This is a genomic window from Streptomyces caeruleatus (assembly GCF_001514235.1).
GTDB lineage: Bacteria > Actinomycetota > Actinomycetes > Streptomycetales > Streptomycetaceae > Streptomyces > Streptomyces caeruleatus.
The window spans coordinates 344645-358086 of record NZ_KQ948933.1; the positions used below are offsets into that span (position 1 = coordinate 344645).

Annotated in this window: 11 protein-coding genes; 4 read left to right on the plus strand and 7 right to left on the minus strand. The window is 70.7% G+C overall.

Annotated elements, in window-relative coordinates:
- Positions 1-28: 28 nt before the first annotated feature.
- Together AQJ67_RS29475 and AQJ67_RS29480 are read right to left on the minus strand one after the other, a co-directional pair.
- Entirely contained in the window at positions 29-886 is an 858-nt protein-coding gene (locus AQJ67_RS29475) for a helix-turn-helix domain-containing protein (protein ID WP_062722334.1), read from the minus strand.
- Between the two features lie 474 nt (positions 887-1360).
- On the minus strand, positions 1361-2116 hold the full coding sequence (locus AQJ67_RS29480; RefSeq protein WP_062722335.1) for a GOLPH3/VPS74 family protein: 756 nt from the start codon (positions 2114-2116) through the stop codon (positions 1361-1363).
- A gap of 253 nt (positions 2117-2369) precedes the next feature.
- On the opposite strand from AQJ67_RS29480, the gene AQJ67_RS29485 reads away from it, so the two are divergent.
- Positions 2370-4730 carry a serine hydrolase gene (locus tag AQJ67_RS29485; protein ID WP_062722470.1) on the plus strand — a complete coding sequence of 787 codons (2361 nt, stop codon included), beginning with the start codon at positions 2370-2372 and terminating at the stop codon, positions 4728-4730.
- Between the two features lie 197 nt (positions 4731-4927).
- The gene (locus AQJ67_RS29490) at positions 4928-6784 is read left to right on the plus strand and encodes a hypothetical protein (RefSeq protein ID WP_062722336.1); all 1857 of its coding nucleotides are present in this window, start codon (positions 4928-4930) and stop codon (positions 6782-6784) included.
- A 9-nt stretch (positions 6785-6793) separates the two neighbouring features.
- Here AQJ67_RS29490 and AQJ67_RS29495 read toward each other — a convergent pair whose 3' ends face one another.
- On the minus strand, positions 6794-7633 hold the full coding sequence (locus AQJ67_RS29495) for a hypothetical protein (protein WP_062722337.1): 840 nt from the start codon (positions 7631-7633) through the stop codon (positions 6794-6796).
- A gap of 76 nt (positions 7634-7709) precedes the next feature.
- On the opposite strand from AQJ67_RS29495, the gene AQJ67_RS29500 reads away from it, so the two are divergent.
- Positions 7710-8495 carry an SDR family oxidoreductase gene (locus AQJ67_RS29500; RefSeq protein ID WP_062722338.1) on the plus strand — a complete coding sequence of 262 codons (786 nt, stop codon included), beginning with the start codon at positions 7710-7712 and terminating at the stop codon, positions 8493-8495.
- A 126-nt stretch (positions 8496-8621) separates the two neighbouring features.
- Entirely contained in the window at positions 8622-10196 is a 1575-nt protein-coding gene (locus tag AQJ67_RS29505; RefSeq protein WP_062722339.1) for a sodium:solute symporter family protein, read from the plus strand.
- A gap of 39 nt (positions 10197-10235) precedes the next feature.
- Here the strand turns inward: AQJ67_RS29505 and AQJ67_RS48700 are convergent, their stop codons facing one another.
- From AQJ67_RS48700 to AQJ67_RS29525, 4 genes are read right to left on the minus strand one after another with little or no spacing between them, the layout of a single operon-like run.
- Positions 10236-11285, minus strand: coding sequence for a zinc finger Ran-binding domain-containing protein (locus tag AQJ67_RS48700; protein ID WP_062722340.1), 1050 nt, complete (start codon positions 11283-11285; stop codon positions 10236-10238).
- A gap of 15 nt (positions 11286-11300) precedes the next feature.
- The gene (locus tag AQJ67_RS48705; RefSeq protein ID WP_062722341.1) at positions 11301-11657 is read right to left on the minus strand and encodes a hypothetical protein; all 357 of its coding nucleotides are present in this window, start codon (positions 11655-11657) and stop codon (positions 11301-11303) included.
- Positions 11654-12718, minus strand: coding sequence for a serine/threonine protein phosphatase (locus AQJ67_RS29520; RefSeq protein WP_208615065.1), 1065 nt, complete (start codon positions 12716-12718; stop codon positions 11654-11656). Before AQJ67_RS29520 ends, AQJ67_RS48705 begins: the two co-directional genes overlap by 4 nt.
- On the minus strand, positions 12715-13392 hold the full coding sequence (locus AQJ67_RS29525) for a hypothetical protein (protein ID WP_159058849.1): 678 nt from the start codon (positions 13390-13392) through the stop codon (positions 12715-12717). Before AQJ67_RS29525 ends, AQJ67_RS29520 begins: the two co-directional genes overlap by 4 nt.
- Positions 13393-13442 lie beyond the last annotated feature (50 nt).

A 13442-nucleotide genomic window follows, 5' to 3' on the forward strand; every position in this document is an offset into this window, starting at 1 on the left:
CGGGGGACGGTGTACGGTACGGCGCTTCTCAGGCCGCGTACTCCTTGGCGATGTTCGCGATGAACTGCCGGGACTGCTCGACGTTCAGGGCCTGTGCCCTCAGGTGCTCGTACATCACGCTGTACTTCTGCACGTCGTTCGCCTTCTCCAGGTACAGGTCGCTGGTGACGCCCTCGATGTAGACGACGCTGGAGTCGGCCGCGTCCGGGAACTCCAGGATCGCGTACTGCCCGTTGAGGCCCGGGTGCGCGCCCAGCTCGAACGGGATGACCTGCACGGTGACGTGCGGCAGCTGGGACTGCTCCACCAGCTGTTCCAACTGGTCACGCATGAGGGACTTGTTGCCGACGACGCGGCGCAGCGCGGCCTCGTCCAGGACGGTCCACAGCCGGAGCGGGTTCTCCTCGGTGGAGATTCGTTCCTGTCGGCGCATCCGCACCTGGACCCGCTTCTCGATCTCGGCGGACGCCGTCTCCGGCAACGCCCCGGCGATCAGGGCCTCCGCGTACTGCTTCGTCTGCAACAGCCCCGGCACGACCTGCGGGTCGTACACGCGCAGACTCGCCGCGTCCGTCTCCAGACCGATGTAGACGCTGTAGGGGATGTCGCCGAAGGAGTGCCACCACCCCTGCTGCCGCGAATCCTTGGCCATCTGCATCAGCGAATCCACGATCCGGTGGTCCTCCACCTCGTAGACCCCGCACAGATCGCGGACGTCGCGCTGGCTGATGCTGCGCCGCCCGTTCTCCAGCCGGCTGATCTTCGACTGCGACACCAGCAGCCGCTCGGCCACCTCTTCGGCCGTCATGCCCTTGAGCTCGCGGAGCCGGCGCAGCTCCTGGCCCAGCCGGCGTCGCCTGACGGTGGGATTGACATTGGACGCCACGGGACGTGCACCTCCGGCTGCCTGCCTGTGATTGCGACTTTGCGTATCTGCTGTTGAGCAGACTGCCACCAAGGTGCTTACTACCGCTGGCAAACGGTGGATATGCGCTGGATACACGCCAGTTCGGGGACACCCCCGGCAAAACCCGGCACACATACGGCCGCGCGGGGCGACGGGACCCGGTCGTCGTCCGGACGTACGGTCCCGTCACCCCGCGCGGACAGCGGCTCCCGAACCGGTCGTGGGGACTGCGGCGCGGTGCTGTGCGTGGCGTGCGTGTGGAGCATGTGGTGCGCGCGTGCGGCGCATGCGCGATGGTGCGTGCGGTGCATGCGCGATGGTGCGTGCGGTGCATGCGCGATGGTGCGTGCCGTACTGGTGGAGCGATGGCCCTGTTGCGCGAAGGCCTTGGTACGCGAAGGCCCGGTGGTGCGAAGGCCCGGTGGTGCGGGTCGTGTCGTGGACTCCCGCGGCTCAGTGGGCCACGACACGCGCCATGGATCCGCGGCGCGGCTGCACCGGAACACCACGGGCGGGTTCCTCCGCCCTGCCGCCGGGGGCGGCCTGACGGCCGGTCGCCGGGGCCGGGCTACGACGCGGCTGGGCCGCCACGCCGTTCTGGACGTCCATCACGGCGTGCGCCACGAGACCGCCCATGGGGTCGTGCCTGATCAGATCCCGCAGCCGGGAGCGCGAGGACCTGCCCTCGTTCCCCGGATACAGGTGCTTGCCGAGGCCGACCGCGTGTGCCAGTGCGGCGAGCGCCGCGGTCCGTGGGTCCGGCGGTACGCCGGTACGGATCGCTGAATCCAGCCGGGCCCTGATCTCCCGGCTGATGGCGTTGTCCGTCGCCTGGTAACGAGTCGTCGGCAACACCCCGCACATCTGACCCGCCACGGCATGCACCATGCCGCACCGTTCCAGATGCGAGAGGTAGGTCTGGCGCAGCCCCAGCCGGGGCCCGCCGATCCAGTGGACGGCACGCACGGGAGCGCCACGCCTTCGCAGCAACTCCAACGCGCAGTCCAGTGTCGGATCTCCAGTCGGCCGTGGTGCCACCACGGCGATACGATCCCCGTCTGGGGCTATCCGTCCGGCCAGCGCCAGCTCCACTAGCTGCGCTCCGGCCAGACCAAGGTCGAGCGACTGCGGCTGCGCGGTGGTACCCGTGGTCGGGTCCAACGCCAGCAGCAGAAGCTCCTCCGGAATCGTTCTGCGGCTCCTGCCCATCCATGCCTCCCCGCGTGGATGAAAGACAGGGTGACCCCTCTCACATTCATCTGTCGAGGGTGCGTGACCGGTTCGTGAGGGAACCGGTAGGTATGTCGTTCTCGTCTACCGGATGAGTTGAGGTCCGCGCCCTGGACACTGGTACATGGTTCGGACAGCGGCACGGGGGGTCGTACGGGCACGGTGCCCGGGCGACGGCTCACGGTTCGGCAGACGCACGGAGGGCGTGCGGCGGCACATGGAGGAGGCATCGGTGGCGGGCGAGTCCCCCGACAGGTCGAAGCAGCGCGAGTCGTCGGCAGAACCGACGTCGGGGAGCGCGATCCCGGTTCCCGAATCCCGTCCCGAACCCGACGACCCCACCCCCGCCCGCCCGGACCCCCGCCTGGCGGTGGCCCGCGAGAGCGCTGCCGCTGACCCCGCGGACGCCCAGCGCGGCGGCGTCGACACGGCGACGAGGGTCCTGTCCCGGCAGGAACTGGACGCGGTGAGGGCGAAGACGGAGAAGACCGGGGTGGAGGAGAACGCCGAGGGCTCCGAAGACGCCGGGGACGTTGAGGCGGGTGCCGAGGAGGCTGAGGACGCCGGGGACGTTGAGGCGGGTGCCGAGGACGGTGCGGACGCCGAGGCTAAGGACACTGATGCCGAGGGCAAGGGTGACGATCGGCTGAGGGCGGCTGTGGCGGCTTGGGTGACCTCCGAGGACCCCGAGGACGCGAAGTCGACGCCGGACGCGGACGAGGACGCCGACGGGGAGGGCGAGGAGGCCGACAGCTCGGACAAGCCCTCGGCGGCGTCCGACGCGGACGACGACGCTCCCGCGGCCGCCGACGGCGAGGATGCCCCGCAGGGGCCACCCGCACCCGAGGACGAGACCCGCACGGGCGGTGCGGGTGGGGACACGAAGGCCGAAGGCGAAGCCGAGGCCTCGGACGACGAAGCACCCGCGGCCGCCGACGGCGAGGATGCCCCGCAGGGGCCACCCGCACCCGAGGACGAGACCCGCACGGGCGGTGCGGGTGGGGACACGGAGGACGAAGGCGAAGCCGAGGACGCCGGCGACGAGACGCCGGCCCCCGCACCCCCCGCCAAGGCCAAGCCCGTCGATCAGCCGACCGCCGTCTTCAAGGCCGTACGCCCCACCGAACCCCGCGTCGACCAGCCCACCACCATGCTGAAGGCCCCCAAGCCCGACGCCGAGACCCCCTCCGAGCGCACCAGCAAGTTCGTCGCGCTCAAGCCCGACATCAAGCCGGACACCCCCAAACCCCCGGCCCCGGACGTCACCGCCGCCGTCCCCCAGGTGGGCCCCGAACGCACCACCCAGCAACCCCTGCCGCCCAGGCCCCCGCTGGACCTCCTGGCCGAGCTGACGAACACCCCGCCGCCCCCGGACACCCCCGTCCGCACGGCCATCCGACGGGTCAAGATCTGGACCCCGCTGGTGCTGCTGCTGGTGATCGTCTTCGCGGTCGTACAGAGCATGCGCCCGCTCCCGGCCCCCACCCTCGACCTCACCGCCGAGGACACCTACACCTTCGACGGCGCCAAGGTCGACATCCCGTGGCCCGCCGACGGCCAGGCCGCCCTGGACGTCGACGGCATCGGCACCTTCGGCTCCTCGGGCGACCAGAAGCCCGTGCCGATCGCCAGCGTGGCCAAGGTCATGACGGCATACGTCATCCTGCGCCAGCACAGGCTCGACAGCGGCGCCGAGGGCCCGGACATCACGATCGACCAGGCCGCCGAGGAGCAGTCGGACGCGGGCCAGGAGTCGACGGTCAACGTGACGAAGGGCGACAAGATCTCCCAGCGCGAGGCCCTGGAGAGCATCCTGATCGCATCCGCGAACAACGTCGCCCGTCTCCTGGCCCGTTGGGACGCCGGTTCCGAGAAGGCGTTCGTGGCGAAGATGAACGCCACCGCCGAGGACCTCGGCATGACGAACACCACGTACACCGACCCCTCCGGTCTGAACAACACCACCGTGAGCACGGCCGTGGACCAGGTGAAGCTGGCCAAGGCGGCGATGAAGGAGCCCGCCTTCCGCGAGGTCGCCGCGATGATGTCGTACGACGACTACAAGGGCCACAACCACGGCAACTGGAACCAGTTGGTCGGCCGCAACAACGTCGTCGGCATCAAGACCGGCACCACCACCTCCGCCCTCGGCAACCTGGTGTTCGCCGCGAAGAAGGAGATCGGCGGCGAGACCCGGACCGTCGTCGGCGCGGTGGTGCGCCAGCCGGACGCGGGCGGCGGCATCCTCGCCGCGGCTCTCGACTCCGGCGACAAGCTGATCCGTGCCGCGCAGGACGCGCTGGAGTCGGCGACGATCCTCAAGAAGGGCGACGTCGTCGGGTACGTCGACGACGGCCTCGGCGGCCGTACCCCGGTCGTCGCGACGAAGGACGTCAAGGCGGTCGGCTGGTCCGGTCTGAAGGTGGAGCTGACCTTCGCCGCCGGCGAGGTCCCGCACACCGCGAAGGCCGGCACCGAGGTGGGCACGCTCACCGTGGGTGACGGCAGCAGCGGCGCGGTCAAGATCCCGGTGGCCCTCCAGTCGGACCTGGCCGAACCGGGCTTCACGGACAAGCTGACCCGCCTCGGCTGACCCGGGAAGGGCGAAGCAGCACGGCATCGCAGCCCGCCGACAGGCCTCGTCGGCGGGCTGCGTGCTAGCGTCACGAAACGGGCAGGTCGTCGCTCGCACGGCGGGACCGGAGAACCTTCAGGTACCGGGCCGACAACACGCGGGAAACGGGACGCGGCCAGAACAGCAGACGGGACAGCACGGGGAGTGCCTCAGACGTGGCCACTGCGGAGCCGACACGCGCCGACGACGCCGATCCGGGACGGGGAGCCGGTCCGCGAATACGCGTACCCGCGCCACGCCAGGGAGACGGCCCGAGCCGCACGGAGAACGAGCCGCCGTCGCGTCTGACCGCCGCCGTCCACACGCTGCGTGAGCGCCTTCTGCGTCACCCGGTGCTGTCGATCACGGCACTGGCCGGGCTCCTTCACGTCATCTGGTTCTTCACGTTCGCGAGCAGCGGCGGCGACCTCGCCGCGCAGGACGCCTGGGCCGAGTTCGTCGGCCGGCATCCGGACTCGGCGTACAACCTGGCCTGGTACGGCGGGATGCACCCGGTGTCGTACAGCGTGGTGTCGCCGTATCTGATGTCGGTCCTCGGTGTCCGTACGACGATGATGATCGCGGGCACCATCTCCGCGGGTCTGCTGACGCTGGTCCTGATCCGCAGCCGCTCGGTGCGGAATCCGCTGTGGGCCTCGCTCGCCGGGGTCTTCGGGCTGGTGTGCAACGCCATCTCGGGGCGGGTGACCTTCGGGCTGGGCACGATGTTCGCGCTGGGCGCGGTCGCCGTCGTGTTCTGCTGGCCGCACCGCTGGCGCTACAAGCGCTGGGCGAAGGCCCTGTGCGCCGCGCCGCTGGCCGCGCTGGCCACCATGGCGTCGCCGGTGGCGGGACTGTTCGTGGGCTTCGTGGCGGTGGCGCTGTTCCTGCAGAAGCGGCGGCCGGGCGCCTGGGCGCTGGGGCTGGCGCCGACCGCGGTCGTGGCCGTGTCGGCCTGGCTGTTCCCCTTCTCCGGCACCCAGCCGATGGTGATCGGCTCGGTGCTGCTGCCGCTGCTGGTCGCCGCCGTCACCTTCGTGCTGGTGCCCGAGGAGTGGAAGACGGTCCGGCTGGTGTCCGCGGTGTACGGCCTCGCGGTCGTCCTGGTCTGGGTGATCAGCTCGCAGATCGGTTCCAACATCACGCGCCTGGCGATGCTCTTCGGCGGAACGGCCCTGGTGGCCGCGCTGCCCTTCACGGTGCCGCGTTCACGCAAGTGGTACACGGGTGTGCTGGCGCTGCTCACCTTCGCCGGCTGGATCGGCTACAAGACGGTCGACGACATCATCCACGCCGCCCCGGAGGCGGCCTGGGCCCGCGATCTGGCCCCGCTGGTCAACGAGCTCCAGGACGTCGGCGCCGAGAAGGGCCGGGTGGAGGTCGTGCCCGCCCGTTCCCACCGCGAGGCCGCCGCCCTCGCCCCGTACGTCAATCTGGCCCGTGGCTGGAACCGCCAGGCCGATATGAAGCGCAACGAGCTCTTCTACGACGACACTCTCAACTCCGCGAACTATCGCGAGTGGCTCAAGCGCTGGGCCGTGCACTTCGTGGTCCTGCCCAAGGACGAGCCGGATCCCTCGGCGGCGGAGCGGGAGCGGGAGCTGGTGCAGCGCGGCCTGCCGTATCTGAAGCAGGTGTGGGGCGACGCCAACTGGCAGCTGTTCCAGGTGACCGCCCCGACGCCGCTCGCCGAGCCGAACGCGGTCGTCGAGCGGGCCGAGCAGGGCGAGATGACGATGAGGGTGAGCAAGCCGGGGCGCGTCCTCATCCGTATCCCGTACTCGCCCTGGCTGGGCCTCGTCGACGCCGACGGCAAGAAGCTCGACCCGCCGCAGGAGACGGAGGCGTCCGAGAGCCGCACCGACGGCCTGCCGAAGTCGTACGCCAACGTCCACGGCTGTCTGATGGAGACGAAGGAGGACGCGGAGGGCGACAAGTGGACGACGCTGGTCGCTCCGCGGGCGGGCGAGTACCGGCTGGCGGCGCCGTACAACTTCTCGCGGGGGACCCCCTGCCCAGAGGAGTGGCGCTGACAGATCCCGTCAGCGCAGCTGGTCCACGTACCTGTCCGTCCCCGGGATCGTGGGGACGAATGGTGCCACCAGTTCCACTCGCCCCAGGCCCGCCTCCTCCACCGCCGCGTCCAGGCCCGTGAAGTGGCCCTCCCAGCACTCCCTCGGATCGCTCTCCAGGAACCACAGCAGCGTCAGCCGGGTGTCCACGCCCTCGACCTGCTTGACGTACGACATGCGGTCGAGCGGGAGGGGGGTGGGCCGGAAGATCGTCACCATCGCCGTCGGGGAGCCCGCGAGGCGCTTCGGGAGGTGGCGGGTGCGCAGCCATTCCAGCAGGTCGGCGCGGTGTTCGGGGGAGTGTGCGTCGATGACCTGGACCACCAGGCCCGCGTAGGGGTGGTCCAGGGCGTGGAAGTCGCGGGGGCCTGCCGCGCCGTCGCGGTACACGGTGGCCTCGTGGTTTTGGAACGCCGTGAAGACATGGGTGCGGTCCTGGTAGACGCGGGCGTCGCGGTTGAGGCGGCGGTTGATGGCGACCGTCCAGCGCATGTGGTCGGCGTAGCGGCCGGCGGTGATCCAGTACGTCGAGATGTAGCAGCCGGCGGTGACGGGCTGGGCTATCGCCGACTTCTCCGGGTAGCGCAGGAGCTGGAGGTCACGGGGGGCCACCCAGCGCCTCCCGGCGTACATCCAGGGCATGGCCATCGCGCCGGCGTAGTAGTGGTCGTCCTCGTACCAGCGGTTGTAGGCGTACTCGTGGCCCGGGTGCGGTTCGACCATGGTGATCAGGGCGTGGCCCGGGTGGACCCCGTACGGGCCGACGGCGGCCAGTTCGGCGTACGTCTCGCTGCGGGTGTCCTCGCTCATGCGGTTCCCCTTTCCTGCGGTCACCCATACTCTGACGGGCCGTCAGATAGTGCGTCCAGAGTCGGGAGGCAGCGGAATGGCACTGCTCGCGGGCAAGACCGTCGTCGTGTCGGGGGTGGGCGCCGGGCTGGGTCACCAGGTCGCCGCCGCGGTGGTGCGCGACGGGGGGAACGCGGTCCTCGGGGCGCGCACGGAGGCCAACCTCGCCAAGTGCGCGGCCGAGATCGATCCGGACGGGGCGCACACGGCGTACCGGGCGACGGACATCACCGAAGAGACGCGGTGCGAGGCGCTGGCGGCGCTCGCGCGGGAGCGGTTCGGGGGGATCGACGGGGTGGTCCATGTGGCGGCCTGGGACTCCTGCTTCGGCGGTCTTGAGGACGCGGACTTCACGACCTGGCAGTCGGTGATCGACGTGAACCTGCTGGGATCGCTGCGGATGACGCGGGCCTGTCTGCCGGCCCTGAAGGAGCGCGGCGGCTCGGTCGTGTTCATCGGGACGCAGTCCTCGGTGGCCGCGCCCTCACAGGTACGGCAGGCCGCGTACGCGGCGTCGAAGGGGGCGCTGACGAGCGCGATGTACTCGCTGGCACGGGAGCTGGGCCCGCACCGGATCCGGGTGAACACCGTGCTGCCGGGCTGGATGTGGGGGCCTCCGGTGCGGGCGTTCGTCCAGTTCACGGCGCAGACGGAGGGGGTGCCCGAGGCCGACGTGCGGAAGCGGCTGACGGAACGGATGGCACTGCCCGATCTCGCCACGGACGGGGACGTTGCGGACGCGGTGGTGTTCCTGGCGTCGGACAGGGCACGTTCTCTCACGGGACAGTCGTTGCTGGTCAACGCCGGGGAGCTGATGCGATGAGTTCACATAGGTGAACCCAGGCCCTCATCTCGAACATTTTTACCTTCCCTTGACCTTACGCTCGCTTGTCGTGTTCACGCGACAGCGCCCAGGATGAGCGCCGGGCTGAACCCTGGGAGGGCGCACATGAACGGTCTCGACTGGGCCGTGCTCATCGGCTACTTCGGCGTGATGGTGGCGATCGGCGTCTGGTCGCACAAACGGGTGGACAACGTCAGCGACTTCTTCACCGCGGGCGGCAAGATGCCGTGGTGGCTGTCCGGCATCTCGCATCACATGTCCGGATACAGCGCGGTGATGTTCACGGGCTACGCGGGCATCGCCTACACCTACGGCGTCACGTCGTTCGTGACGTGGTCCTTCCCCATCGCGCTCGGCATCGCCATCGGGTCGAAGCTGTTCGCGCCGCGCATCAACCGGCTGCGCTCACGCCTGCACGTCGCCTCCCCGCTGGAGTACCTGAAGAGCCGCTACGACCTGAAGACCCAGCAGGCGCTGGCCTGGTCCGGCATGCTGCTGAAGATCGTGGACGTGGGCGCCAAGTGGGCGGCCATCGCCACGCTGCTGTCCGTGTTCACCGGGGTCTCCCTCAACCAGGGCATCCTCATCACCGGTGGCATCACCGCCGTCTACTGCACCATCGGCGGACTGTGGGCCGACGCGCTGACCGAACTCGGCCAGTTCGTCATCCAGTTGCTGGCCGGCGTGGCGATGTTCATCGCGGTCATCATGAAGCTGAACGACAAGGGCATCGGCTTCCTCGACGCCTGGGACCGGCCCGAGCTCCAGGGCCACGGTGAACCGCTGGTCGGCCCGTACGGGACGGTCTTCCTCCTCGCCTTCCTCTTCATCAAGCTCTTCGAGTACAACGGCGGCATGCTCAACCAGGCCCAGCGGTACATGGCCACGGCCACCCCGTACGAGGCCGAGCGCTCGGCGCGGCTGTCGGCGATCCTGTGGCTGGTCTGGCCGGTGGTCCTCTTCTTCCCCATGTGGATGTCGCCGCTGCTGGTCGAGTCACAGAAGACGGACGGCTCGGACTCGTACGGCCTGATGACCGAACAGCTGCTGCCGCACGGCCTGTTGGGCCTCGTCATCGTCGGCTTCTTCTCGCACACCATGGCCATGTGCTCCTCCGACGCCAACGCCATCGCCGCCGTCTTCACCCGGGACTGCGCGCCGGTGATCTGGCGCCGGGCGCGGACCTGGACCGAGGGACAGGGGCTGCGGGTCGCGCGGATCACGACGGTCGTCTTCCTCGGCCTGTCCATGGCGGCGGCGACCCAGGTCAACTCCCCCACCTTCAAGGACATCATCACCGTGGTGATCAAGTGGGTCGCCGGTCTGATGGGCCCGATGGCGATCCCGATGATGCTCGGCCTGCTCCGGCCGTTCCGCCGCTCCGGCCCGACCGCCGCGCTCACCAGCTGGTCGATGGGCCTGCTCGCCTTCTGGCTGGTCAACTACCCGATCAGCTGGCAGATCGAGGGCGGGGTGCCGCTCCAGTACCAGGTCTCCATCCCGCTGGCGGTCTCACTGGTCCTGTACATCCTCATCGGCTTCGTGAAGCCGGAGGACACCCCGGAGCGGCTCGCGATCGTCGAGAAGATCAACACCGACGGGGACGGGGCCGCGGCGGCCGCGGTGCCGGCGCCGGCGGGGCCGGTGGAGGACGCGGTGGGGACGCGCGGGAAGGACTGAGCCCACGGCCGCCTTTCGGCAACGGGCGGTCCCCGGCTGTCAGTCGACGGCGGCCTGCGGGGTCAGCTTCTCCTTCCAGAGCTCCTTGTCGTCCTTGTCGTAGGCCGTCACCTCCAGGTCCCGGAACCGGAAACTGCTGTCGGGAAAACGCACCAGGTATCCGGTTCCGGACCTCGTCGCCACGGTGGGCCTGCCGTACGAAGCGCCGGTCTTCTTCGCCATGAAGTAGTAGACCTTCCCGGCCTTCGTACGGCAGAAGGCGTACCGGTCCTTCACGTTGCCCCTGCTGTAGGCCGCGACGAGTCGGGCGCCCGGTGCCGTGCCCTTCGGCAGCAGCGCGGCCAGCTCCTTCGGGCAGGGGCCGCTCGCGGAGACCGTCGGGGACGGGGCCGAGGAGTCCTTCGAGGAGCCGGCGCCCGTCAGGAACGACGTCACGGCCGACCAGTTGAGGATCAGCAGGACGACGAGGGTGACGACGGTGGCCGCGATGAACAGGATGCAGCCGCAGCCCGCCGCGATCTCGCCGCGGGTCGGTTTTCTGGGCGTCGGCCTCGCGAAGTCCGGCGTGGCCGACGGGCGCGGGGTGGTACCGGTCAGCGGCCTCCCGCGTACCGTCGTCGTCGCCTCGGGTGTCCAGCCCATGCAGCAGATGTCGCAGGTGAGGTGACCGACGACCCGGTGACCACAGGTGGGGCACACCCATCCCAGCCCCGCGATGGGGGAGCGCGCTCCGACCAGGTCGATACCGGTGCGGGGCGGCGGCTTCCTGGCGGGGGGCGTCTTCTTGGCCGGGGCGGTCTTCTTGGCCGGGGCGGTCTTCTTCGCCGGGGCGGTCTTCTTCGCCGTGGGCGTCGTCTTGGCGGGCGCCTTCTTGGCATGGGGCGTCCTCGCGGGCGACCGCTTCGGGGGCGTCTTCCTGGGCGGCGGCGTCTTCTTGGGCGGTGTCTTCCTCGGTTCGCCGCTCGTCGGCCCGGAGGCTGCCTTGGGGGCCGTCGCCGCGCGCCGGGGTGTCTCACAGACGTCGCACACCCGCACCGTGGCGTCGTTGAAGGTGTCGCAGTCCGAGCACTGCCACGTCGGCCCGGTCATGATGACTCCCTCGGGTCACGTGTCCGCGGCGGTCAGGCGGGCCATGACCGAGCGGAGCAGTACGCGGGTCGCCGGTGAGACGGGGGCGGTGAGCCAGTCCCGGTCGGCCTCCTCCCGCTCGGCGGTGGACGGTTCGAGGTCCCACCAGGAGGCGGAGAGGTCCTGGACGCCGTACTCACGGCAGGTCTCCAGCCGGATACGCCGGCCCGCCGCGCTGCCGCTGCCCTCGCGCGGCCGCTTCGGTTCGAGGAACCGCTTGAGGAAGTACTCCCTGCCGTCCTTCTCGGCGAAGGCCCACACGCATTTCCCGCCGTCGGCGTTGGTCGGGTCGCTGACGACCCGGTACCCGCCGATCACATCGCCCCGCTTCACTCCCGTACCCCCGGCATGAGCTGCTCGTATGTGTGTCGGTAGGACTCCCACGTCCGGTCCTGCCAGTCGCGCACCGCGTCGGGCCCGTCGGCCGTCGGAACGTCCCGGTACCCGCCGCGTACGACGCTGTCGTGGCGCCCGGCGAAGGCGCCGCGCAGGTGCGCGAAGTCGTCGAAGCCCAGCGCGACCAGGGAGAGCGACGCGTCGTCCGCCGTGACCGGCTGGATCGCCCGGCGCATCAGCTCGGCCCACTGGCCCGCGCTCCGGGCCCGGCCGAGCGTGTCGAGGAGGAGGCACTCGAACTGGGCCGGGGTGTGGACATAGCCGAAGAACCCGTCGGTCGCCGAAAGCAGCACGCACGGTTCGCTGAACTCGCCCTGCTGGACGGAGAGTTCGAAGTCGCGGTCGGCGCAGATCACGTTCGTCATCGGCGGGTCCTGGCGCAGCTGGACGAGCGTGTCGTCCTCGTGGGTGTCGTCCCGGGTGAGGGCGTGCAGACCGCTGTCGGGAAGCAGGGCGTACGACCGCGAGTCACCGGCCCAGAGGGCCTGCCAGCGGACGCGTTCATCGCCGGCCCGGTAGCGGAGCGCGGCCAGGGTGGTGGGCAGCAGCCGGCGCATCGACCCGGTGACCTTGCTCCGGACCCCGTGGGGCGCGGCGTCCAGCACGGTCCGCAGGCAGTACTTCAACTGCTCGGGGCTGTCCGGCACTTCGCCGTCGACGACTCCCTGGAACCAGCACTCCGCCGCCAACCGCGCGCTCCGCGCCCCGACCCAGGCGCCGGTGTGCGTCGCCCCGTCGGGCGCGTGCCATGCGGGGGCGGCGCCGGACCCGCCCGCGCCGTCGAACACGGCCAACAGGCCGTTCCCGGTGGGCCGGTGATGGACCGCGAGCGGCTCGGCGTCCTCTCCGTGGCCGGGGCGGCGTTCCGTCCAGACGGTGAGGGCCTGGAGGCGGGTGTGGGTGGCGGACCAGGTGAGGTGGTCGGGGTGAGGGGGTGGAGAAGCGGACTGGGAGGGGCGGGAGTCCGGGGTGCGGGTGGGCTTCGGGGGGATGGTCATGGGCCGGTCACCGGTCCTTCGCCGCTACGGCGCTCCTCCCCCGTTCGCGTCTCTGCCGTCGTCGTCCCCCGCACCCTGCTGGCGCGGCGCGTCGGGGCGGGGGACGGAGGCGGCAGTGGCTCCTCCTTGCGGGCCAGCACCTCGCCTCGCAGTACCTCGGCCCCGCCCGGCGTCGACCGCGGCCCCGTCACCACCCGAGGCACCCCGCGCACACGGCTGGGACCAGAGGCTTCCAACAGGCCCGGTAGCGCGCGCAGTTCGGCACAGGCGCCGTACAGCCGGACGGCCGGGGCGCCCGTGACCCGCCGCAGCGCGGCGTTCAGCGCCTCCTCCGCTTCCCGGAGCTGTTCGCTGCCGTAGCGGCGGGACAGGTCGCGCAGTCGGGCGTGGAGCGGGTCGTACCAGGCGGCGCTCATGTCCCGGATGCCCCGGGCCACGATCTCGGCGGGGTCGGTGACCCGGCACATCAGCCGCAGGTGGCAGTGGAACGCGTCGGGCGCGTCCCGGCCGGGCAGCCGTAGGCCGAGTGCCAGTCGGTGCTCGGTGGTGTCCACCAGATACATCCCCCCGGGCGCCAGTACCAGCGCCCTTCCCGGTGGCGGCGTCCGCGGCGGGCGGACCCGTGGCAGGGGCTGGGCGTCGACCACGGGGTCGTACGTCAGCGAGTGCGTCACCCGTCATGGGTACCAGCGGGCGCTCGGGACCCCTCCCGAGCGCTCACCGG

Bases quoted from the DNA above. Each gene is read 5' to 3' on its own strand.
- AQJ67_RS29520 (WP_208615065.1), bottom strand. From the start codon at position 12,718: ATGACCATCCCCCCGAAGCCCACCCGCACCCCGGACTCCCGCCCCTCC.
- AQJ67_RS29505 (WP_062722339.1), top strand. From the start codon at position 8,622: ATGAACGGTCTCGACTGGGCCGTGCTCATCGGCTACTTCGGCGTGATG.
- AQJ67_RS29495 (WP_062722337.1), bottom strand. From the start codon at position 7,633: ATGAGCGAGGACACCCGCAGCGAGACGTACGCCGAACTGGCCGCCGTC.
- AQJ67_RS29500 (WP_062722338.1), top strand. From the start codon at position 7,710: ATGGCACTGCTCGCGGGCAAGACCGTCGTCGTGTCGGGGGTGGGCGCC.
- AQJ67_RS48700 (WP_062722340.1), bottom strand. From the start codon at position 11,285: ATGACCGGGCCGACGTGGCAGTGCTCGGACTGCGACACCTTCAACGAC.
- AQJ67_RS29480 (WP_062722335.1), bottom strand. From the start codon at position 2,116: ATGGGCAGGAGCCGCAGAACGATTCCGGAGGAGCTTCTGCTGCTGGCG.